Annotated in this window: 19 protein-coding genes, 1 tRNA gene and 5 pseudogenes; 7 read left to right on the forward strand and 18 right to left on the reverse strand. The window is 62.3% G+C overall.

The genetic code is table 11. The annotated features are described in order from the left end of the window. Window positions 1-234: 234 nt before the first annotated feature. The 3 genes from QZ634_RS08535 to QZ634_RS08545 are packed head-to-tail and all read right to left on the reverse strand — an operon-like array spanning window position 235 to window position 3,468. Window positions 235-1,248 (reverse strand): tyrosine-type recombinase/integrase, encoded by a 1,014-nt coding sequence (locus QZ634_RS08535; RefSeq protein ID WP_291985053.1) that lies wholly within the window; start codon window positions 1,246-1,248, stop codon window positions 235-237. Next, window positions 1,241-2,218: a tyrosine-type recombinase/integrase gene (locus QZ634_RS08540; RefSeq protein ID WP_291985051.1), complete on the reverse strand. Its 978-nt coding sequence runs from the start codon at window positions 2,216-2,218 to the stop codon at window positions 1,241-1,243. Before QZ634_RS08540 ends, QZ634_RS08535 begins: the two co-directional genes overlap by 8 nt. Further along, complete coding sequence (locus tag QZ634_RS08545) at window positions 2,215-3,468, reverse strand: site-specific integrase (RefSeq protein WP_291985049.1); 1,254 nt, start codon at window positions 3,466-3,468, stop codon at window positions 2,215-2,217. The genes QZ634_RS08540 and QZ634_RS08545 overlap by 4 nt, the downstream gene beginning before the upstream one ends. A 69-nt stretch (window positions 3,469-3,537) precedes the next feature. Between QZ634_RS08545 and QZ634_RS08550 the strand changes: the two are divergent. Next, window positions 3,538-4,700, forward strand: a pseudogene (locus QZ634_RS08550) (IS3 family transposase); the annotation flags it as partial. A gap of 362 nt (window positions 4,701-5,062) precedes the next feature. Here the strand turns inward: QZ634_RS08550 and QZ634_RS08555 are convergent. From QZ634_RS08555 to QZ634_RS08585, 7 genes and pseudogenes are all read right to left on the reverse strand, one after another. Further along, a complete protein-coding gene (locus tag QZ634_RS08555) occupies window positions 5,063-5,425 on the reverse strand; it encodes a hypothetical protein (RefSeq protein ID WP_291987233.1) in 363 nt (120 codons plus the stop codon). A 218-nt stretch (window positions 5,426-5,643) separates the two neighbouring features. Further along, a pseudogene (locus QZ634_RS08560) lies at window positions 5,644-6,806 on the reverse strand (IS3 family transposase); the annotation flags it as partial. A 12-nt stretch (window positions 6,807-6,818) separates the two neighbouring features. Beyond that, window positions 6,819-7,130 carry a DUF6516 family protein gene (locus QZ634_RS08565; RefSeq protein WP_291987235.1) on the reverse strand — a complete coding sequence of 104 codons (312 nt, stop codon included), beginning with the start codon at window positions 7,128-7,130 and terminating at the stop codon, window positions 6,819-6,821. Window positions 7,131-7,470: 340 nt separating this feature from the next. Further along, window positions 7,471-7,866: a hypothetical protein gene (locus tag QZ634_RS08570; RefSeq protein WP_291987237.1), complete on the reverse strand. Its 396-nt coding sequence runs from the start codon at window positions 7,864-7,866 to the stop codon at window positions 7,471-7,473. 33 nt (window positions 7,867-7,899) lie between these two features. Further along, a complete protein-coding gene (locus tag QZ634_RS08575) occupies window positions 7,900-8,439 on the reverse strand; it encodes an isochorismatase family protein (protein ID WP_366145369.1) in 540 nt (179 codons plus the stop codon). A 61-nt stretch (window positions 8,440-8,500) separates the two neighbouring features. Further along, on the reverse strand, window positions 8,501-8,980 hold the full coding sequence (locus tag QZ634_RS08580; RefSeq protein ID WP_291987241.1) for a zinc-binding dehydrogenase: 480 nt from the start codon (window positions 8,978-8,980) through the stop codon (window positions 8,501-8,503). Then, on the reverse strand, window positions 8,877-9,125 hold the full coding sequence (locus QZ634_RS08585) for a hypothetical protein (protein ID WP_291988118.1): 249 nt from the start codon (window positions 9,123-9,125) through the stop codon (window positions 8,877-8,879). The genes QZ634_RS08580 and QZ634_RS08585 overlap by 104 nt, the downstream gene beginning before the upstream one ends. Before the next feature lie 62 nt (window positions 9,126-9,187). On the opposite strand from QZ634_RS08585, the gene QZ634_RS08590 reads away from it, so the two are divergent. The 4 genes and pseudogenes from QZ634_RS08590 to QZ634_RS08605 all read left to right on the forward strand — a co-directional run bounded on the left by QZ634_RS08590 (window position 9,188) and on the right by QZ634_RS08605 (window position 12,952). Further along, window positions 9,188-10,111: a LysR family transcriptional regulator gene (locus QZ634_RS08590; protein ID WP_291987243.1), complete on the forward strand. Its 924-nt coding sequence runs from the start codon at window positions 9,188-9,190 to the stop codon at window positions 10,109-10,111. Window positions 10,112-10,616: 505 nt separating this feature from the next. Further along, window positions 10,617-11,876, forward strand: a complete 1,260-nt coding sequence (egtB, locus tag QZ634_RS08595) for an ergothioneine biosynthesis protein EgtB (RefSeq protein ID WP_291987244.1) — start codon at window positions 10,617-10,619, stop codon at window positions 11,874-11,876. Between the two features lie 40 nt (window positions 11,877-11,916). Further along, window positions 11,917-12,542, forward strand: a pseudogene (locus QZ634_RS08600) (glutathione S-transferase family protein). A 119-nt stretch (window positions 12,543-12,661) separates the two neighbouring features. Further along, a complete protein-coding gene (locus tag QZ634_RS08605; RefSeq protein ID WP_291987246.1) occupies window positions 12,662-12,952 on the forward strand; it encodes a DUF1330 domain-containing protein in 291 nt (96 codons plus the stop codon). Between the two features lie 34 nt (window positions 12,953-12,986). On the opposite strand, the gene QZ634_RS08610 is transcribed toward QZ634_RS08605, so the two are convergent. The 5 genes and pseudogenes from QZ634_RS08610 to QZ634_RS08625 all read right to left on the reverse strand — a co-directional run bounded on the left by QZ634_RS08610 (window position 12,987) and on the right by QZ634_RS08625 (window position 16,502). Beyond that, entirely contained in the window at window positions 12,987-13,349 is a 363-nt protein-coding gene (locus QZ634_RS08610; RefSeq protein ID WP_366145370.1) for a transposase, read from the reverse strand. Further along, window positions 13,256-13,516: a hypothetical protein gene (locus QZ634_RS21535; RefSeq protein WP_366145383.1), complete on the reverse strand. Its 261-nt coding sequence runs from the start codon at window positions 13,514-13,516 to the stop codon at window positions 13,256-13,258. Before QZ634_RS21535 ends, QZ634_RS08610 begins: the two co-directional genes overlap by 94 nt. Before the next feature lie 162 nt (window positions 13,517-13,678). Next, a pseudogene (locus QZ634_RS08615) lies at window positions 13,679-14,841 on the reverse strand (IS3 family transposase); the annotation flags it as partial. Between the two features lie 217 nt (window positions 14,842-15,058). Beyond that, the gene (locus QZ634_RS08620) at window positions 15,059-16,078 is read right to left on the reverse strand and encodes a hypothetical protein (protein WP_291987248.1); all 1,020 of its coding nucleotides are present in this window, start codon (window positions 16,076-16,078) and stop codon (window positions 15,059-15,061) included. Further along, entirely contained in the window at window positions 16,062-16,502 is a 441-nt protein-coding gene (locus tag QZ634_RS08625) for a hypothetical protein (protein WP_291987250.1), read from the reverse strand. The genes QZ634_RS08620 and QZ634_RS08625 overlap by 17 nt, the downstream gene beginning before the upstream one ends. Between QZ634_RS08625 and QZ634_RS08630 the strand changes: the two genes are divergently transcribed. Then, window positions 16,492-17,082: a hypothetical protein gene (locus QZ634_RS08630; protein WP_291987252.1), complete on the forward strand. Its 591-nt coding sequence runs from the start codon at window positions 16,492-16,494 to the stop codon at window positions 17,080-17,082. The two genes, QZ634_RS08625 and QZ634_RS08630, sit on opposite strands and share 11 nt — an antisense overlap. Window positions 17,083-17,138: 56 nt before the next feature. Then, window positions 17,139-17,255, forward strand: a pseudogene (locus QZ634_RS08635) (helix-turn-helix domain-containing protein); the annotation flags it as partial. Window positions 17,256-17,349: 94 nt separating this feature from the next. Here the strand turns inward: QZ634_RS08635 and QZ634_RS08640 are convergent. The 3 genes from QZ634_RS08640 to QZ634_RS08650 all read right to left on the reverse strand — a co-directional run bounded on the left by QZ634_RS08640 (window position 17,350) and on the right by QZ634_RS08650 (window position 18,864). Further along, a complete protein-coding gene (locus QZ634_RS08640) occupies window positions 17,350-18,216 on the reverse strand; it encodes a helix-hairpin-helix domain-containing protein (protein WP_291987254.1) in 867 nt (288 codons plus the stop codon). Beyond that, entirely contained in the window at window positions 18,117-18,677 is a 561-nt protein-coding gene (locus QZ634_RS08645) for a hypothetical protein (RefSeq protein WP_291987256.1), read from the reverse strand. The genes QZ634_RS08640 and QZ634_RS08645 overlap by 100 nt, the downstream gene beginning before the upstream one ends. A gap of 102 nt (window positions 18,678-18,779) precedes the next feature. Beyond that, window positions 18,780-18,864, reverse strand: a tRNA-Leu gene (locus tag QZ634_RS08650). Window positions 18,865-19,073 lie beyond the last annotated feature (209 nt).

A 19,073-nucleotide genomic window follows, 5' to 3' on the forward strand; every position in this document is an offset into this window, starting at 1 on the left:
GCTTTGGCCGAGAACTGGACCGACAGCGAACAGAGCCGGGCGGCGGGTTCCGGATCAGTTAGCCGACGTTCACGCCGGGCGTTTTTTCGCCGCCCTTACGTCTCTTCCTGGCCGTTATGAACATCTATCCATAACGGCCATTATGCATAGTTCCCAGTTATGACCAGTTGCGGTGCGGGCCGCGGCATCGCACGAGCACAGGGTCGGTGTACGATACCTGCGGCCTGCGCATAATTACAGGGTCTTCAGGAACTCGAGCAACGAGTTGGGTGCCTTGTAGCGCCTGATCGCGGCGTCTGGTTCCTGCAGTCTCCCCAGGGCCTGCTCCTTCATCGCGAGGTCAGCTTCGACGTATAGGTGAGTTGTCGTCGGGCTCTCGTGCCCCAGCCACAGCGCGATGACGCTGATGTCTACGCCGGACTGCAAGAGGTGCATTGCCGTCGTGTGGCGGATGAGGTGCGGGGAGACCCGACGCTTGGCAAGCTGCGGCTGCGCTACAGTCGCGGCCTTGACGGCGAGTGTGAGGCGCTGGGTGACGTTGCCACGCGTCATGGCGTGGCCATCGCGGTTGGGCAACAGCGCCGATGTTGGTTGCAGCTGCGGGTTTAGTCGCAGCCACGCCCGAATCTGCTTCACCGTCGATCGCCACAGCGGTACCGTGCGCTGCTTGCGCCCTTTGCCATGCAGTTGCACGCACGCTGCACCGTCAAGCACCACGTCGGCCAGCGTCACGCCGATGATCTCGGAGACCCGGGCGCCGGTGTTGTAGAGCATCCTGATGAGTAGGTGGTCGCGCTGGCTTGTCCAGGACTCGTCCGGCTTGCCGATGATCGCCAGCATCTCCTCGCGCGTCAGGAAGCCCAACATCGGCCGCTCGAAACGCTTCATCGGCACGGCTAGCGCCATCTCGACGGCATGCAAGGCGCTCATGTCGCGCCGACCGGCGAACTTCAGGAACGCGCGCAGCGCCGCCAGCCGGGCATTGCGGCTCCTCACCGCATTGCCGCGCTCGCACTCGAGGTGGTCGAGGAAGGCCAAGATCAGCCCCGGCGTGATCTCCTCGAGCCGGATCTCGGTAGGCTGCTTGCGCAGCCGCACCTGGGCGAAGTTCAGAAACAGCAAGAAGGCATCGCGATACGCGGCAACTGTGCGTGGGCTCATCGCCCGCTGCTGCTGCAAGTGCTCGGCGAAGAACGCCTGTACCAGGGCCGCGAAGCTGGGCGCCTGGACTGAATCGGGCTTAACCATCGTCGTCCTCCTCGGCTTCGTACGGATCGACGAAGTGCTCGAAGCGCCTGCTCACCACTTGCAGGAGTTCGGGCGTGCCCGTGAGGTACCAGTACGTGTTGGAGACCTTGGCGTGGCCCATGTAGGTCGACAACGCCAGCATGTGCTCGTGCACGTTCTCGCCCTGCTCATGCCAGCGCAACAGGCGGCGCACCGCAAAGCTGTGGCGCAGATCGTGGATGCGCGCCGCACCGTGGCCGCCGCGGGAGACCCAGCCCAGTTTCCGGCGCAGCTGATCGAAGATGCGGTGTGCCTGCCGATCACTGAGCGCCCGGCCGAGACGGCGGCCGCGGGTGGCGATGAAGAACCGCCCTTCAGGATCGGCAGGCACATACTTCGTCCGCTCACCGCGGTAAGCGCACAGGGCGGCCACTGCACTGGGGTGCAGCGGCACCAGCCGCGACTTGCCGAACTTGCTGCAGCGGACGGTCAGCAAGCCGACCTTGAGGTCGACATCCGCGTTGACCAGTGCCAGGGCTTCGGAGATGCGCAGACCTGTACAGGCGATCAGCCCGAACAACGTCCGCATGACGGCACTACGCAGTGGCGGCCCGACCTGCCCGGCCGCTTCGAGCAACGCCTCGACCTCCTCGTCGCGGAAGATGTGTGGGGTCAGCCGGCCCGGGACCGGCCCGAAGGTCGCCTCATCGGGCACCTCGGTGGCCGGCTCGAACTGCTGCAGCCAGCGCGTAAACGGCCTGAGCAGACGTAAAGCGCGAGTCGCCGTACCCCGATCACCTTGGCCACCCTTGGCCTGACGCGCCCAGGAAGCCATTAACTCGACGGTGAGCGGCCCGCGGTGACCGGCTGCCTCGGCATAGCGCGCGAACCGGCCGAGCGCTTGACCCATGTAATGAAGTTCGAACCCGAGGCGACGCCGCTCGGCCAGGTACTCCGCGATCCGCTCGGGAAGGGATATGCGCGCGCTCATGCTGCGCTCCCGGGCCAGGGCAACGCCACTTCAGCCAAGGCAACGCGATCGGTCTTCGCGTAGATGAGAGAGGTGTTCAGCGAGCGGTGGCGCAGCACGTCGGCGACTTCCTTGATCGAGCCGCCGCTGTTGACCAGCCGACAGGCCAAGGTGTGGCGCAGCGCGTGTGCCCGGCCATGCGGGATACCGGCACGGCTGAAGGCGTCGCGGATCACCCGCCGGATGGCATGAACGCTCACCGGCGCATCGTGCGGTGCTATGCAGCGTACGAACAGGGATCGGTTGCTGGTAGCCGGTCGCTCATGCCGCAGGTAGGCCTCCAGCGCCTTGCCCGTGAGTACCGGCAGCGGCAGGACATCCTGGCGGCGAGACTTCGTCCGCCTCAGCGTGAGCGTGCCGTGCGGCCAGTCGATGTCGTCCAACTGCAGCCGGTTGATCTCGATACAACGAAGGCCCAGATCAAGCGCCAAGCGGACGACCGCATAGCCGCGCTTGGGCGAGCGCAGCGTCTGGCTGAATGAGCTCAGGACACGGCCGACCTCATCGGGCTGCAGCGCTTGCGGCAGCGACGCATGAGCCCAGTTGGCGGGCGAGGCGATGACGCCCAGCAGCGTTTGCACCGGATCGCCGCAAGTGGAGCGCCAGCGCAGATAGTCACGCACGGCGGCGTTGATGGTCACCGCGTTGCTGATCGTGTTGCGCAGCTCCAACTGCTCGCCGACGAAGCGGCGGATGTCCTCCGGCCGCAGCTTGCGCAGATCCAGAGGGCGGCCTGCGAATTTGTGCACCAGTAGCCGCTCGATGATCCGCAGTCGGACGGAACGGGTGCCGCTCGCCAGCCCGCGGGTATCGAGCATGTAAGCGTCGTAGTGACTCAGTTCTTCGGCGATCGGACCCGACGCCGTCGGCAAGTCAGCGATCACGCCGCGCTGGCGAAGGATGGCCAGCAGGGGCATCAAGGCAGCATGTGCCTCGCGCGGATGCCGCATCACCGGCGCTCTGCAACCACAGTGTGGCAGGTGCTCCTGGAGAAATTGATCGATGCGGCTCTCGTCGAGCTTGGCCACCGGCAATCGGCACAGCGACATCCAGTGAGCGAAGTGTGAGACGGCGTTCAGACATCGCTGGCTTGTGCTGGATGCGTAGCGGCCGCGCTCCAGTCGTTCGCGGTAGGCCGGCACATACGCGGCCAGCGGACCATTGAGCAACCAGCCTCGCAGCGTCAGATGCAAGGAGGGGATCTTGGGCATGGTAATTATAGTGGTCCCTGGAAATCAGACAGTGGTTTAAGCTGTGCTCCATCATAGGAGCGAGAAGCGATGAGTGAAGCCACGACGCGGAAGGTACATACGCCGGAGTTCAAGGCCAAGGTTGGTCTGGAGGCGGTACGCGGGGTAAAGACGATCAACGAGATTGGGCGGGAATACGGCGTGCATCCTGTGCAGGTGGGGCAATGGAAGAAGGCCATCCAGGAGAATGCCAAGACGCTGTTTGAAGGCAAGCGCGGCCCCAAGCCGGCGGCGGCGCACCGGGAGCCGGAGCTGTTGTACAGCGAGATCGGCAAGTTGAAGATGGAACTGGACTGGCTCAAAAAAAAGTCTGGGATCAGCCTGCCGTGATACGGCATGGGTGGATCGACCCAGGCGAGCCCGTCGCGGTGGTGCAGCAATGCGCTCTGGCAGGCTTATGCCGAGCCACGGTCTACGCGCAGCGCCGGCCGCCGGTGGTCGATGCCAACGATCTCGTCCACAGTCGGCTGATTGATGAGGAGTACACCCGGCGCCCGTTTTACGGTACGCGCCGGATGGTGATTTTCCTTGAGAAGGTGGGGCACACGGTCAATCGCAAACGCGTGCAACGGCTGATGCGACTGATGGGGCTGTCGGGCATGGCGCCGGGGCCGAACACCAGCCGTCCGCGCCCTGAGCACGCGGTCTATCCCTATCTGCTGCGCGGCGTTCCCGTGGTCAGACCCAACCAGGTGTGGAGCATTGACATCACCTACATCCGGCTGGCCCACGGCTTCGCCTACCTGGTCGCCGTGATCGACTGGTATAGCCGCAAGGTGCTCAGCTGGCGGATCAGCAACAGCATGGAATCGGTGTTCTGTGTCGATTGCCTGGAGGAGGCCCTGCGTAGCCACGGCAAGCCAGAAATCTTCAACAGCGATCAAGGCGCGCAGTTCACCAGTGAAGCCTTCACCGGGGTGCTGAAACGGGAAGGCGTCGTGATCAGCATGGATGGGCGGGGGCGCGTGTTCGACAACATTTTCGTCGAGCGCCTCTGGCGCAGCGTCAAGTACGAGGACGTGTATCTAAAGGGCTATGCCACGATGGGCGAATTGATGCTTGGCCTGACCGAGTATTTCGCCTTCTACAACGCTGAGCGTCCGCACCAGTCGCTGGGCAACACGGCACCCGCCGTCGTCTATCGGAACGGCATAGGTGGCGGGGCGTTGATCCTCGACAAGTTTGGCGGCGCGGGTGGGGCATCGCCTGTTCCGCTACGCTCCACAGGCGATGCCCCACCCGCAAAAGCAAAGTCAACGACAGCATCAAAAGCAGAGTCAAAGGCAACACCGGGGCAGCGCCGTCCAGCTGCTAGCGAAGTCAAATGCACAACTTAAACTGAGTTGATATTTGTCTTGACTAAGGGGACCACTTTAAATCTCCTATCCGGAAGAGGAGTTACCGTGCTGCTCCTGCGCCGGACTTATGTCCAGCCCAAGGCTCGTCAACGCTTCAGATTAGGAGCAAGGACAGGCCGATTCAGCCATTGCGGTGGGCCAACTGTTCATAACTGGGAACTATGCATAATGGCCGTAACCCGCCCGGCGCCAAATGCTCAGGCTGCCGTAGCCATGTGCATATTGACATGGATGTCACAAAACGGACAGCGCAAGGCGCCGGCCTCGGTGCGCTCGATCAGCCCCAATGTAACGAGTTCTGCTGCATCCTCGTGCACACGTTTCACGTCACGCCCAAGACGGCGTGCAAGTTCGCGAACCCCGACCGTGCCGCCGTCGTGCTGCAAGGCCTGCACGATGGCCCAGCGCCGTTGGGTCAACCTTCCAAAGAAGGCTGCCGGCGTTTCGAAGTTCAGGGTCTCTCCCTGATAGGTCGAGGCTGTCGCTGCCGCCTGTCCAGCCTGGCGCAGGGCCGCTCGCCAGTCTGAACCTAGCGTGATTGCCAGTCTGCGTTTGCTCATCGCGTTCTCCGTTTATCCACTTCCTTGATGAAGTCTAAAGTGGTCCCCTTAGTCAAGACAAATATCAACTCAGTTTAAGTTGTGCATTTGACTTCGCTAGCAGCTGGACGGCGCTGCCCCGGTGTTGCCTTTGACTCTGCTTTTGATGCTGTCGTTGACTTTGCTTTTGCGGGTGGGGCATCGCCTGTGGAGCGTAGCGGAACAGGCGATGCCCCACCCGCGCCGCCAAACTTGTCGAGGATCAACGCCCCGCCACCTATGCCGTTCCGATAGACGACGGCGGGTGCCGTGTTGCCCAGCGACTGGTGCGGACGCTCAGCGTTGTAGAAGGCGAAATACTCGGTCAGGCCAAGCATCAATTCGCCCATCGTGGCATAGCCCTTTAGATACACGTCCTCGTACTTGACGCTGCGCCAGAGGCGCTCGACGAAAATGTTGTCGAACACGCGCCCCCGCCCATCCATGCTGATCACGACGCCTTCCCGTTTCAGCACCCCGGTGAAGGCTTCACTGGTGAACTGCGCGCCTTGATCGCTGTTGAAGATTTCTGGCTTGCCGTGGCTACGCAGGGCCTCCTCCAGGCAATCGACACAGAACACCGATTCCATGCTGTTGCTGATCCGCCAGCTGAGCACCTTGCGGCTATACCAGTCGATCACGGCGACCAGGTAGGCGAAGCCGTGGGCCAGCCGGATGTAGGTGATGTCAATGCTCCACACCTGGTTGGGTCTGACCACGGGAACGCCGCGCAGCAGATAGGGATAGACCGCGTGCTCAGGGCGCGGACGGCTGGTGTTCGGCCCCGGCGCCATGCCCGACAGCCCCATCAGTCGCATCAGCCGTTGCACGCGTTTGCGATTGACCGTGTGCCCCACCTTCTCAAGGAAAATCACCATCCGGCGCGTACCGTAAAACGGGCGCCGGGTGTACTCCTCATCAATCAGCCGACTGTGGACGAGATCGTTGGCATCGACCACCGGCGGCCGGCGCTGCGCGTAGACCGTGGCTCGGCATAAGCCTGCCAGAGCGCATTGCTGCACCACCGCGACGGGCTCGCCTGGGTCGATCCACCCATGCCGTATCACGGCAGGCTGATCCCAGACTTTTTTTTGAGCCAGTCCAGTTCCATCTTCAACTTGCCGATCTCGCTGTACAACAGCTCCGGCTCCCGGTGCGCCGCCGCCGGCTTGGGGCCGCGCTTGCCTTCAAACAGCGTCTTGGCATTCTCCTGGATGGCCTTCTTCCATTGCCCCACCTGCACAGGATGCACGCCGTATTCCCGCCCAATCTCGTTGATCGTCTTTACCCCGCGTACCGCCTCCAGACCAACCTTGGCCTTGAACTCCGGCGTATGTACCTTCCGCGTCGTGGCTTCACTCATCGCTTCTCGCTCCTATGATGGAGCACAGCTTAAACCACTGTCTGATTTCCAGGGACCACTATAGTCCTCGATCAACTGATCGATCGTAGAGAAGCGATAGGGAAACTCATTGCCGTCAAGATGGCAGTGATCGCCCTTGCCTCTCTCGTTGTCAAAGCCGACGACACGGGCTCCATCGACGACATACACGAGCCGGTACTTGAAGCCATGCGCCGTTGGCGGCACGGGTACAGGCAGGCGCCAAACAACCATCTGAATGATGCTATCGTCTTCGGAGACATCCTTGAATTCAGTGATGAGGGTTGCCTTCATGTTGGCGATCATGACATCGCCAAATGTTCGTTGTCAATCTTGACAACATCTAGTCTCCATTACATCTCAGCGTTGAGTGGTGACTATGAGCGAATTGCCGCTAATCAAACGTCCACGTCAGTGGACGGAGGAACGGCAGTTCATGGCCGGGAGGGTTAGTTCGCAGGAGTGCCAGTAGGCGGCCGTTGGCCTCAACAACGTTTTTGGCAACGGCAACTTTGGACCGCAACGCTCACAGGGTGGTCCCGGCCACGAGCTGTCGGCAGAGAAGGTCTGCTTCCTGGCAACTCGCTATTTCTTCAGCGCTTGAGCCGATGCGGCTATCTGAACGAGGGAGAGAAGCGCCAGCCATCTATGCGTTGGGAATCCATCGCCTGACGGCGTCTGCCGAGTCGGTCGGTCCGGTGTTGAAGCACAGCTTGGCTGTACCCGCTCGTTCATGAACGACGTTGATGAGCTTCTCGAACAGCGACGTGTTCTTAGCGATCAGCCTCACTCCCGCGCCGACGAGAACGCAGTCGTAGGACTGGCTTTCGAAGCGCTGGCGCAAGACTGTCTCGGCCGTCTCCCCGAAGTCGACCAGACACAGCTCAGCAGCGTAGCCGAGACCATTCAGCGCGGCGACGTCCTTGTCGAGGCCGGCCTGCACCCTCTCCGCCGTCATGCCGGGAAACGCGGCGTAGGCGGGATCGGAATAGTTGATGAGCGTCGGCTGCAGACCAATCAAGAGGACGGTGGGCTTTGGCATGGCGATCTCCACAGAAGGCGACAGTGAACGGTCTTAGGTTAGCAACGGAAACGCAACCGCACCCGCAGGCGTCGCCCAGTTCTTCACCAGCTCGGCAACAATCGCATTGGTGCTCGTCAGGCGAACGCCGGCGCGCTCCATTCGGCGATAGGACATCTCCTCGGCGATCGCGTTCGAGGATCCGCAGGCATCGCAGACGACCTGGACGTCGAAGCCTTCTTCGACCGCGCTGATGGCCGGCGCAACCATGCAGACGTCGGTGGTCACCCCTGCCATCACCAAATTCCTGCGGCCGGTGGCGCGGCAGGCCTCGGCAAAAGCCGGGTCGTTCCAGGCGTTGACGACGCCGACGCGCTTGATCCGCGCCGCAAATGCTTCAGGGAGAGCCTGCTGCAGCTCGGGCATCAGCGGTCCCTGCACGTCGATGTTCGTCTCCTGGCTTGACGTTAGGACGACTGGCATCTGGGTACCGGCGGCGAAGCGCGCCAGGATCATGACGTTGCGCTGCAGCAGCGCAAGTGGCGTCGAGCTCGCCCAGGTGTTGGTGCCGACCTGATGGTCGATCAGGATCACGGCTGTGTCGTTGAGATTGAAGCGTTGCATGAAGTCTCCTTGAGTTGGACAGGTTGCAGAGTCAGGCCGTACCGATGGCAAGCACGGTCTTGCCGAGGCTCTTGCCGGCTTCGCCTGCGGCGTGTAGCGACGCGATTTCCTCGAGCGGGCGCCATTGCGCCACATCGAGCGGCACGAGGCGGCCGCCCTCGATCAACGCGTCGATCTCGGCCAGCACCGCACCGCGCGGCTTGGTGAAGACAAAGCGGCCTGAAGCGCTCTTCGCGCGCGCCTTCGCTGCGTCGGGCGGTTGGGCAATCGAGACGAGCAAACCGCTGCGGTCCAGAACGGACCAAGATCGCGTCTGTGTCTCACCACCGACCAAGTCGAACACGAGATCGAACGCGCCGGCGTCCTCGAACCGCTCCGCGCGGTAATCAAGCGTACGGTCGGCGCCGTCATCGGTACGGCCGCGGCTTGTTCGAACGACAACGACCCCGGCTTGATGGCGAGCTGGGCGGCATCGATGAGCACGTACTCGGCGTGCGACCCGTCGCGCCACTGCGGATCTTCCATTCGATGGCGTTGACGCCGCTGGCGACCACCCGTACGAGAAGGTCGCAGGGACGGGCGAGCACCGGCATGTCGGTCTCAATGATGCGCAGGGCATCGGCCGGTCCGAACGATTGAATGCGGGCTGCCTTCATGACGTGTCCTTGAAAGAGTAATTATGGTAGGACGTTTCAGTTTATGACACCATAGGTAGTAGATGGAACGACCCGTTGCAATATCCGCAACCCCGGACATCGCCTTGTCCGACCTGCGGCTTCTTCTCCAGGCTGTCGAGCTGGGCAGCCTCGCGGCGCTGGCGCGCGCGTCGGCGCAATCGAAGGCGTCGGTGACGCGCCGGCTTCAGCGGCTCGAATCAGCCATCGGTCAGCGACTGTTGCACCGGGGTGCAGGCCGCTTCGCTCTGACCGAGGAAGGACGCGATCTGCTGTTGAAGGTGTCGGCGCCGGTGGCGACGATCGAGGAAGCGCTCAACGGGCTGGTCGACGTGACCCGGGCGATCGAAGGCAGACTTCGCATCGCCGCGCCGACGACCTTCGGCCGTAGCGTCATCGCACCGATGCTGCCAGAGTTCATGGAGCGTCACCCAGCGGTGACGATCGAGCTGGATCTATCGAGCCGACGCGTCGACCTGCTCGCTGACGAAGCCGACGTCGCAATCCGCGTCGGCGACCCGGGAAGCGACACGCTGGCGGCACGGCGGCTCGCACGCGACCGCGTGCTGTTGTGTGCGTCGCCGAACTACCTCCGCGCACGGGCGCCGCTGCGCACGCTGCATGATCTGGCGCGTCATGACCTTCTCGACTTTCGCCATGCGCTTGTGAACGGTAGCACCGAGCTGTTCGATGCAGCGGGCAAGCGGCAGCGCATCCGTCCCACCAGGCTGGCGCTCTGGTCGAACGATCCCGAGGTGCTCGCAACGGCTGCGCGCCAGGGTGCCGGCGTTGCCTTGGTCCCGGACACATTCGTGCGTGACGACCTCGAGGCTGGCCGATTGGTCGAAGTGGTGCCAGGAGCCGGCCTGCCGGCGCAGGACATCAACGCCCTCTACGTTCCCGGCAGACGCTACTCGCCGAAGATCCGGAATTTTCTTGACTATGTTGTCGAGCGTCTGGGCGTTTGAATCGCGCGCTCGAATCTTTGTCCAGTGATGGCGGCTTGCGCTCGCTGCTTGCGAACAAATCGCTCACCGGCGATACGTTCCAACAGCGCGATCGTTGCCAGTGTCCGCTTGCGGTCGTCTCGACTCGACGTTGCAGTGACCGGTTAGGGTCGAAAGGGTGAGTAGCGTTCTCCAGTAAGCGGTCACCCGGAGTCGCCGGCCCCGATTTTTTCCGCGAGCCCGGTCGAACGGCGGCAATGCGCAGCACAGCCGACGTTCAAGGCGCATGCCCCCAATGACCGCAGTGGCCGACGAGCAGCCCGTCACCCGTGGCCGCCGAATGTCCGCTCGAAGCGACAAAGCGTACGGACGGCGGCCCAGCGACCGGTGACGGCCGTTGTTCGGCACCCCGTGCGGGGCAGGGATTCCGCTTTTGTGCTGTAATGAATCGAGAACCTCCACGTCCGACATGCGAGCAGGCCACGCGCGTTGCGCATGTTGTGGCCATACTTGGGAGACTTGCCCGATGCCCCCGTCAGCGCCATCCACAACGGCAGCATATTCCGCAGGTTATTCGCTGCGCGAGCGCCTCGCGCGGCGCTACCGCGAAGTCCGCGCGCATAGCCTGGCGCTGGCCGCACCGCTGTCACCCGAAGACCAGTGCATTCAGTCGATGCCTGACGCCAGCCCGACGAAGTGGCATCTCGCGCATAGCAGCTGGTTCTTTGAAGCCATCGTCCTGCAGCGATTTGCGGTCGGCTACAGGCCGTTCGACAAGCGCTTCGCGCATCTCTTCAACTCCTACTACGAGTCGCTGGGTCCGCGCCACCCGCGGCCGCAGCGCGGCCTGCTGACCCGCCCTTCGCTTGGCGAAGTACATGCCTTTCGCGAGCACGTCGATGCCGCGGTGCTGTCGCTGATCGCCGACGTCGACGCCGCTGCCTGGGAAGGTGCCGCGCCGCTGCTGGTGCTGGGTCTGAACCACGAGCAGCAGCATCAGGAGCTGATGCTTACCGACATCCTGCACGCGCTGTCGTGCAACCCCCTGCTGCCGGCGTACCGGCGCGCCGTGTCTTCGAGCGTGCCGCCGACGGCAGAGGTGCCCGCGATGCGCTGGTTGCCGATGCCGGGCGGTGTTACGCCGATCGGTCATGCGGGTGAGGGTTTCGCCTTCGACAACGAAACGCCGCGGCATCAGGTATTGCTGCCGCCGTTCCGGATTGCCGATCGCCTGGTGACTTGCGGCGAGTACGCACTGTTCGTCGCCGATGGGGGCTACCAGCGCCCGGCGCTGTGGCTCTCGGATGGCTGGGCGATGGTGCAGGCGCAGGGTTGGCAGGCGCCTGCGTACTGGATCTCGCCCGGTGACACGCGCGCAGCAGCTGCCGAATGGCAGGAATTCAGCCTGCGCGGTGTGCGGTCCCTGGACACCAGCGCGCCGGTGTCCCATCTCAGTTTCTACGAGGCTGCCGCCTACGCCGAGTGGGCCGGCGCGCGTCTGCCCACCGAGTTCGAGTGGGAGGCCGCGTACGGCGCGTCAGCGATCAAGCAGATGATCGGTGAACTGTGGCAGTGGACGCGCTCGTCCTACGACCCCTATCCGGGCTTCCGGCCCTTGTGCGGCGCGGCCAGCGAGTACAACGGCAAGTTCATGGTCGGCCAGCTGGTGCTGCGTGGCGGCAGCAGCGCGACGCCGGCCGGCCATAGCCGCGGGAGCTACCGCAACTTCTTTCCCCCGGCCGCGCGCTGGCAGTTCTCGGGCCTGCGCCTAGCCAAGGACGCCTGAGCCCAGCTCGCGTGCCATCAACCCAAGGAGAAAAGCGAAGATGAGTGATTTGGTTTTCTACACCAATCCGCAATCCCGCGGCCGCATCGCCCACTGGATGCTGGAGGAGATCGGGCAGCCCTATGAAACGGTCTGGCTCGAATTCGGGCCGAGCATGAAGAGCGCCGAATACCTCGCGATCAACCCAATGGGCAAGGTGCCCGCGCTCAGGCACTGCGCCGCGCTGGTCACCGAAGCAGCGGCTATCTGTTCCTACCTCGCCGATCGTTTCCCCGAGAAGGCGCTGAGTCCTGCAACGCAGGACCCAGCGCGTGCCGCCTATTTTCGCTGGCTGTTCTTCGCCGCGGGACCGCTCGAACTCGCGGTGACCGCCCGCACACTCGACTGGCAAGTGCCTGAAGGGAAGAGCGGTTCGTCGGTTTCGGCAGCTACGGCGAGACGCTTGATGCCCTTGAGCAGGCGCTGCTGCCCGGACCCTACTTGTGTGGCGAGCAGTTCACCGCCGCCGATGTGTATGCCGCGTCGCAGCTTGGCTGGGGCATGATGTTCGGCACGATCGAGAAGCGCCCGGTATTCGAAGACTATGTCGAACGGCTGGGAGCGCGCCCTGCCGTCCGACAGGCCAATCGCCTGAACGAAGATCACATGAAAAACGGCAAGGCCTGATCCGCCTGCCGAGAGCGGGGCGCGGAGGCAAGCGCGGCAAGCCCTCTCGTTTCCGCCAGCGCCCTGCCCGGCAGGATTTCCGTAGTGCTGGCGAGACATCACTTCTGATGGGAGAAAGCATGGCTGCATATCTGGTAGTTGATACGGAGCTCACCAATCCGGAGATGTACGAAATCTACAAGTTGAAGGCCAAGCCACTGGTGGAGAAATATGGCGGCGAATACATTGCCCGAGGTGGGCAGTTGACGGTCAAGGAGAGCAAGCTCTGGGCGCCGACACGCATGGTGTTGATCCGATTCCCCTCGGCCGCCGACGCGGAAAGCTTCTACCATTCCGACGAATACCAGGAGGTTCTGCAGATCAGCCTGCAGTCGGCCAACAGGACGCTGTTCATCCTGGAAGGGCTGTGACTCGGGTACTCGCCGGGGCCTCCGAACTCGGATGTCATCGCTTCGAGAGCCGCAGCATGTTCATCCGGAGATCGTCATCCCAAGCAGCCGCTTTGCGCTTCAGGCGTAAGCTGGCTTTGGTCTTGTTGGTCGTATCCAGGCGGACCATGTTGAGAACGATCTTCTTCAGGCGCCAGAGATTCTGCGGCGCGTTGTCCTTGCGGATGGTGTTTCCGTCCTCGCCGAAGCTGACGTCGAGGATCCAGTGAAGCTGGTTTTCCACGCCCCAGTGGGCGCGGGCGGCTACAGCCCGTTGTTCAGCGATCAATCGCGCGAGCTGATGTAGTAACGCCGCTCCCGTCCCGACTCTTTGTCGCCGACCTTGCGCAGTGAGTCGATACGGCCGATGGTCTTGCACTGGGGCCAATCGGCAAGGTCGACGGTCCCTTTTGCGGACTGGTCCGAGGCGATTTGGCCGGCGATTCGACCACCGGACTTGTGGGCCTGGCGGTGGCAGTCGACGGCTTCCGGCTGGTATTGATCAATGAAATCAGTCTGGATAGCTAAAGTGGTCCCCTTAGTCAAGACAAATATCAACTCAGTTTAAGTTGTGCATTTGACTTCGCTAGCAGCTGGACGGCGCTGCCCCGGTGTTGCCTTTGACTCTGCTTTTGATGCTGTCGTTGACTTTGCTTTTGCGGGTGGGGCATCGCCTGTGGAGCGTAGCGGAACAGGCGATGCCCCACCCGCGCCGCCAAACTTGTCGAGGATCAACGCCCCGCCACCGATGCCGTTCCGATAGACGACGGCGGGTGCCGTGTTGCCCAGCGACTGGTGCGGACGCTCAGCGTTGTAGAAGGCGAAATACTCGGTCAGGCCAAGCATCAATTCGCCCATCGTGGCATAGCCCTTTAGATACACGTCCTCGTACTTGACGCTGCGCCAGAGGCGCTCGACGAAAATGTTGTCGAACACGCGCCCCCGCCCATCCATGCTGATCACGACGCCTTCCCGTTTCAGCACCCCGGTGAAGGCTTCACTGGTGAACTGCGCGCCTTGATCGCTGTTGAAGATTTCTGGCTTGCCGTGGCTACGCAGGGCCTCCTCCAGGCAATCGACACAGAACACCGATTCCATGCTGTTGCTGATCCGCCAGCTGAGCACCTTGCGGCTATACCAGTCGATCACGGCGACCAGGTAGGCGAAGCCGTGGGCCAGCCGGATGTAGGTGATGTCAATGCTCCACACCTGGTTGGGTCTGACCACGGGAACGCCGCGCAGCAGATAGGGATAGACCGCGTGCTCAGGGCGCGGACGGCTGGTGTTCGGCCCCGGCGCCATGCCCGACAGCCCCATCAGTCGCATCAGCCGTTGCACGCGTTTGCGATTGACCGTGTGCCCCACCTTCTCAAGGAAAATCACCATCCGGCGCGTACCGTAAAACGGGCGCCGGGTGTACTCCTCATCAATCAGCCGACTGTGGACGAGATCGTTGGCATCGACCACCGGCGGCCGGCGCTGCGCGTAGACCGTGGCTCGGCATAAGCCTGCCAGAGCGCATTGCTGCACCACCGCGACGGGCTCGCCTGGGTCGATCCACCCATGCCGTATCACGGCAGGCTGATCCCAGACTTTTTTTTGAGCCAGTCCAGTTCCATCTTCAACTTGCCGATCTCGCTGTACAACAGCTCCGGCTCCCGGTGCGCCGCCGCCGGCTTGGGGCCGCGCTTGCCTTCAAACAGCGTCTTGGCATTCTCCTGGATGGCCTTCTTCCATTGCCCCACCTGCACAGGATGCACGCCGTATTCCCGCCCAATCTCGTTGATCGTCTTTACCCCGCGTACCGCCTCCAGACCAACCTTGGCCTTGAACTCCGGCGTATGTACCTTCCGCGTCGTGGCTTCACTCATCGCTTCTCGCTCCTATGATGGAGCACAGCTTAAACCACTGTCTGATTTCCAGGGACCACTATAAGCTTCCAGCAGCGCCGCTTGCTTGCCTTTGACCGCAAGCAGGTAGCCTCACAACCCGGATCACCTGCGTCACTCCATCCGTCCCAGCAATCCAGATAGCTTTCCGCGACCGATGGCAGGATGGCGTAGTCCAGTAGTTGTTTGATCGCGGGCGTCATTTCTTTGGTTCCTTGGAAACCGGCTTGTATTTGTCGGTGGTCACGAATTCTCGGAAGAAGCGCTGGTTCAGGTCGGGAACGGGCTTGAGCACTTCTCGGACGAGGTAGCGGTATTCCCATTCCTTGCCCTTACACCACAGGGCGTTCCCCCACCAGATGCCAGACTTTGTGTCCTTGACCTTGCCACTGATCTTGAAGGCCCGCTTGACGGCCAGCACTTCGTTGGTATCGAGGTCGACGATCAGCTGCTCACCCGCGCCGATCGAATAGCGTCGGTCGTTTGCTCGCTTGATGCCGCGCCAGGTAAAGCCGTAGCGGGCGCGGCGTTGGCGGTGCTCCTCCCGGACGACGACGAAAGGGATGTCGCGCAGGCCGTACTCCTTGTTGTAAGCGTCAACCCCGTTCCTGTAGCGGTCGGGCGGGTGATCGTTGCGCCCCCTGACGTAGCGGACCACCGCACCCTCGTGCTCATAAGATGGTTGTTCCAGAAACTCGTACACGCCGATAGGGGGTTGAACGAGGCTTTCTGCGGCTTTCCAGCCCCGCGTATTCGTATCCCCGGCCCCGACCCCCGTCGGCTCCTCCATGCGGTAGCGGTCATAGTCGATCGGCATTCCGTAGATCGCCTCCCGGGGGCGCAACTGGAACACGCCTTCAACATCTTCCACTCGCTTGAACACATAGTCCCCGGCCTCGTATTCGCAGAGGTGGCGGAAATAGGCCTCGTCCACCGAAGGTGCGCCGGGAATCAGAGCCACGATGCGCGCCCACCAGAACGGGAAATACGGGGCTTCCTGCGGCACGCTATCCGGCAGCTTCAGGCTGTGCGCGTAGTCGTAGGCGGCCTTTTCCACCGGGTCGCCGGGAATATCCCACCCGCGGTTTTCGTAGAAGAAGCCGGGGATGTCGAAAAAGGCATGGAAGAGAATCACGCCGCCGATGGCGAGTGCGCTGCGCTTCCAGAAGCTTCTGCTGCTGGTGGAGGTTTCAGGGGTCGTTTCAAGCGGCGCAGTCATGCGCTGTCCTCCATCGTGCTTCAAGACCGGGGAATCCGGCTGAGCCGTTCGTGATTGTGCTGTTCGAAGCAGGCGTCTTGCAACTGCGTCGGGTGTCGGTGTTTCCACCCGCGCCCGTGCCGACGGCAGGGCTGGCCGCAGAGTCCTCCTCTATGGCGGCGATTAGCGCGTCGCCGCGCAATTGCAGTTCGGTTCTCGGTCGCGCTTCCAGAATCCCTGGGCTCTCATCGACGAGGGTCCAGCCGAGCGTGCTGTCGGTCGGTGCGCCGCCATTGGCCGCCATCGCTGCGTTAATGGCGCGGTAGGCTGTCAGGGCTTCGGTGGTGGTGAAATGACCTTCCAGATTGCTTACCGCTGCGGCCTGCTCCCGCAGTTCCTGGAACCGCGCGACCACCAACGAAAACTTCTCGTAGGTGTCCTCCATCCAGCCTGCCGTCGCCGATCTTGCCGCTACCGGCACCGTTGAAGGTGACCACCTGCTCGCCGCCGCCGCGGTGGATGAGGTTGACGGTGGTGGCGAGGTGGCCACCGAGGCTGTAGCCGGTGACGGAGACGTTCTTGCCCGGAAGCAGGAGGGATCACTTTTCAGTTTGGCGTTCCACGTATCCCTGTCGGCCAGCTGCCCGAAGGCAAAGCCGAAGTCGTTGATCTCCAGCTTGTTCGTCGCTTCGTTGTCGCGCGCGGCGTCGTCGATGAATTCGGTGGAGCGGAAGGCGAGAACGAGTTCGCTCGGATCTGCCTTGTTGCGGACGAGGGTGCCGCTGAAGCCGGTTGCGGTGTTGGTCAGCCGCGCAGGTGGCAGGGTTGCTCGGCGTTATTCCCTTCCCTACGGCCGGTCACGGATCCATACCGGCCGTCCGCGCCATACGCCGCCAACCACCGCTCAGGCCGACGTCCAGATGGAGTGCGCCTCGTTTCGAACGCCCTCTTGGAAGCAAATACCGGACGCTGATTGTTATCGTTCACGCTGGCGCTCATCCCTGCCAGATTTCGCCGCCATTTAATGCCGCCAGATCTCTGCGGATCTACTCAGCCGGCAACAATTTGCAACAGGTGCTGGATGCTGGCTGAGAACGGCGGCAATATCCCGCGCACCGCGCGCCAACTGGGCATGCTTCGCCGCACCCTGCGAAGGAAACGACAGAAAAGACCTGTTGCGGGCACGCACGAAGGCTAGCTTCGACCGCTGCATCTTGGGTCGAACAAAACCGCCGGCCCGCTGAAACAGGACATCCTGCGCATGCCAAGGGTCGCTGAGCATCCGTTCCTGTTCAGGAAATGAGAGCTTTTGCCTGATCCACCCACTGTTCCCGCTTGATGCGCCCTGAGAACCGGATGACCTGGTCCTCGAGGCGCGCGATATCCTCGTCACTGAGTTCCGCTATCGCTTTCAGGGTGGCAATACCGGCACCCTTGAGTTTCCTTTCCAGGCCCGGACCGATCCCGGAGATCTTTTTGAGGTCATCCTCCGACGCGACCGGTTCTGCCGCGGCCTGTTTGGCCCTGGCGCCCATTTTTGTCTGCTCTTTGCCGGTCTGCGTGTCAACCGCCTCCTGCTCGACCGTCCCTGTTTCCCCCAGGGCGCCGAGTTCGAACCAATGACTCCACAGCCGTTGCTGGGTCTCGATCGACTTCAGCATGGACTTTTGGATCTGAGTGGACAGTTTCGTCGCTTCCCCGATGGAAAGCTTCTTGAAGTCCGCCATTTCGGACCAATCATTCAACAGGGCCATTTGCTGCTCGATAGACGCCCGGACGGCTTTTTCCCAATCTCCGAAATCCGGCACATTGGCTGATCCGCCGCCGCCCCTGAGAACGCGGAGCCACTGGTCCCACAGCCGATTCTGGTTGTCGAGCCAGCTCTGCATGGAATTTCTCGCGTCTCCACTCAGTTCGGCGAACATCTTGGGCTTGAGTTTTCGATCCCCGGCGCGCTCCGACCACTGACCCAGCCATTCCCGCTGGAGATCCAGCGACTGCCTGACCGCCTGTTCCAACAGTTTGTTCACATTCTCCAGGGTCTGTTGCTGCCACTCGTTCATATCAGGTGGAAACACGAAACCCGGGGAGTTCTCCCGCCACATCCTGTCCTGCATATCGCGCAGGTCCTTGAAGATCCCCTTGTAGTACTTGAACATCTCGTTTTCTCCGGCAGTTGGCCATGGTTCGCTCGGAGAGTATAGGCAGGATAAAAGAGCCTTGTCCACCGCATGATCAGCAGATCGCCGCGGCTCATTCCTCGCAACTCCTTTCGCAGCATTTCCAGGTTGGCGGCTTCATCGATGAACAGAGTGACCGGCGTCAGCGAGTCGATGGCGTAGTTGTAGCGATCGCCCGCGACGGCGGCGAGATCGGCCAGCAGAATCGAGCCGATGGCGCTGCCCACCGTCGAGTCAGCCAGCGCTGCCAGACCGATGGAGACCACCTTATTTCCGTGGATGATCTTCGACATATCGGTCACCAGCCGCTCGTGGCCCGGCTCGGAGTCGGGTGACAGGAGTGCGTGCAGGGGGTCACTGGTGAGCATCGAAAGAATCGGAATCAGCGACGCCACCATATTCTGGAAGTGCTCGCGATTGTGCTCGCTGGTCGAGATCAAGCCATCGAGGTCCACGGACTGCGTTTCATGGACAAAAAAAGGCCAAAACCCTTTTAAATAAAGGCTTATTTTTCATATCCTGGATTGCTTCGGACTGTGATTTGGTGCCCAGGAAGGGAATCGAACCCCCACACCTTGCGGCGGCAGGACCTAAACCTGCTGCGTCTACCAATTTCGCCACCTGGGCACAGCCAGCCGCCAAGTCAAGCACATGCCCGAACACGAAGCACCCACATGGCGACCCGGCAAGCACGCCGGCCCAACCGCGCCGACGCCAGTGCGGCATTCTAACCGCGACACGCCGGCGCTGTCAGCATCTCCGCGCCGCAGCGACCGCCAGGCGACGCCCGGTCTGCCCTTGCCTTCTGCTCGCCCCCTCGCCCATCGTCGGCCCCC

It is taken from the genome of Candidatus Accumulibacter sp. ACC007 (assembly GCF_907163205.1).
GTDB lineage: Bacteria > Pseudomonadota > Gammaproteobacteria > Burkholderiales > Rhodocyclaceae > Accumulibacter > Accumulibacter regalis.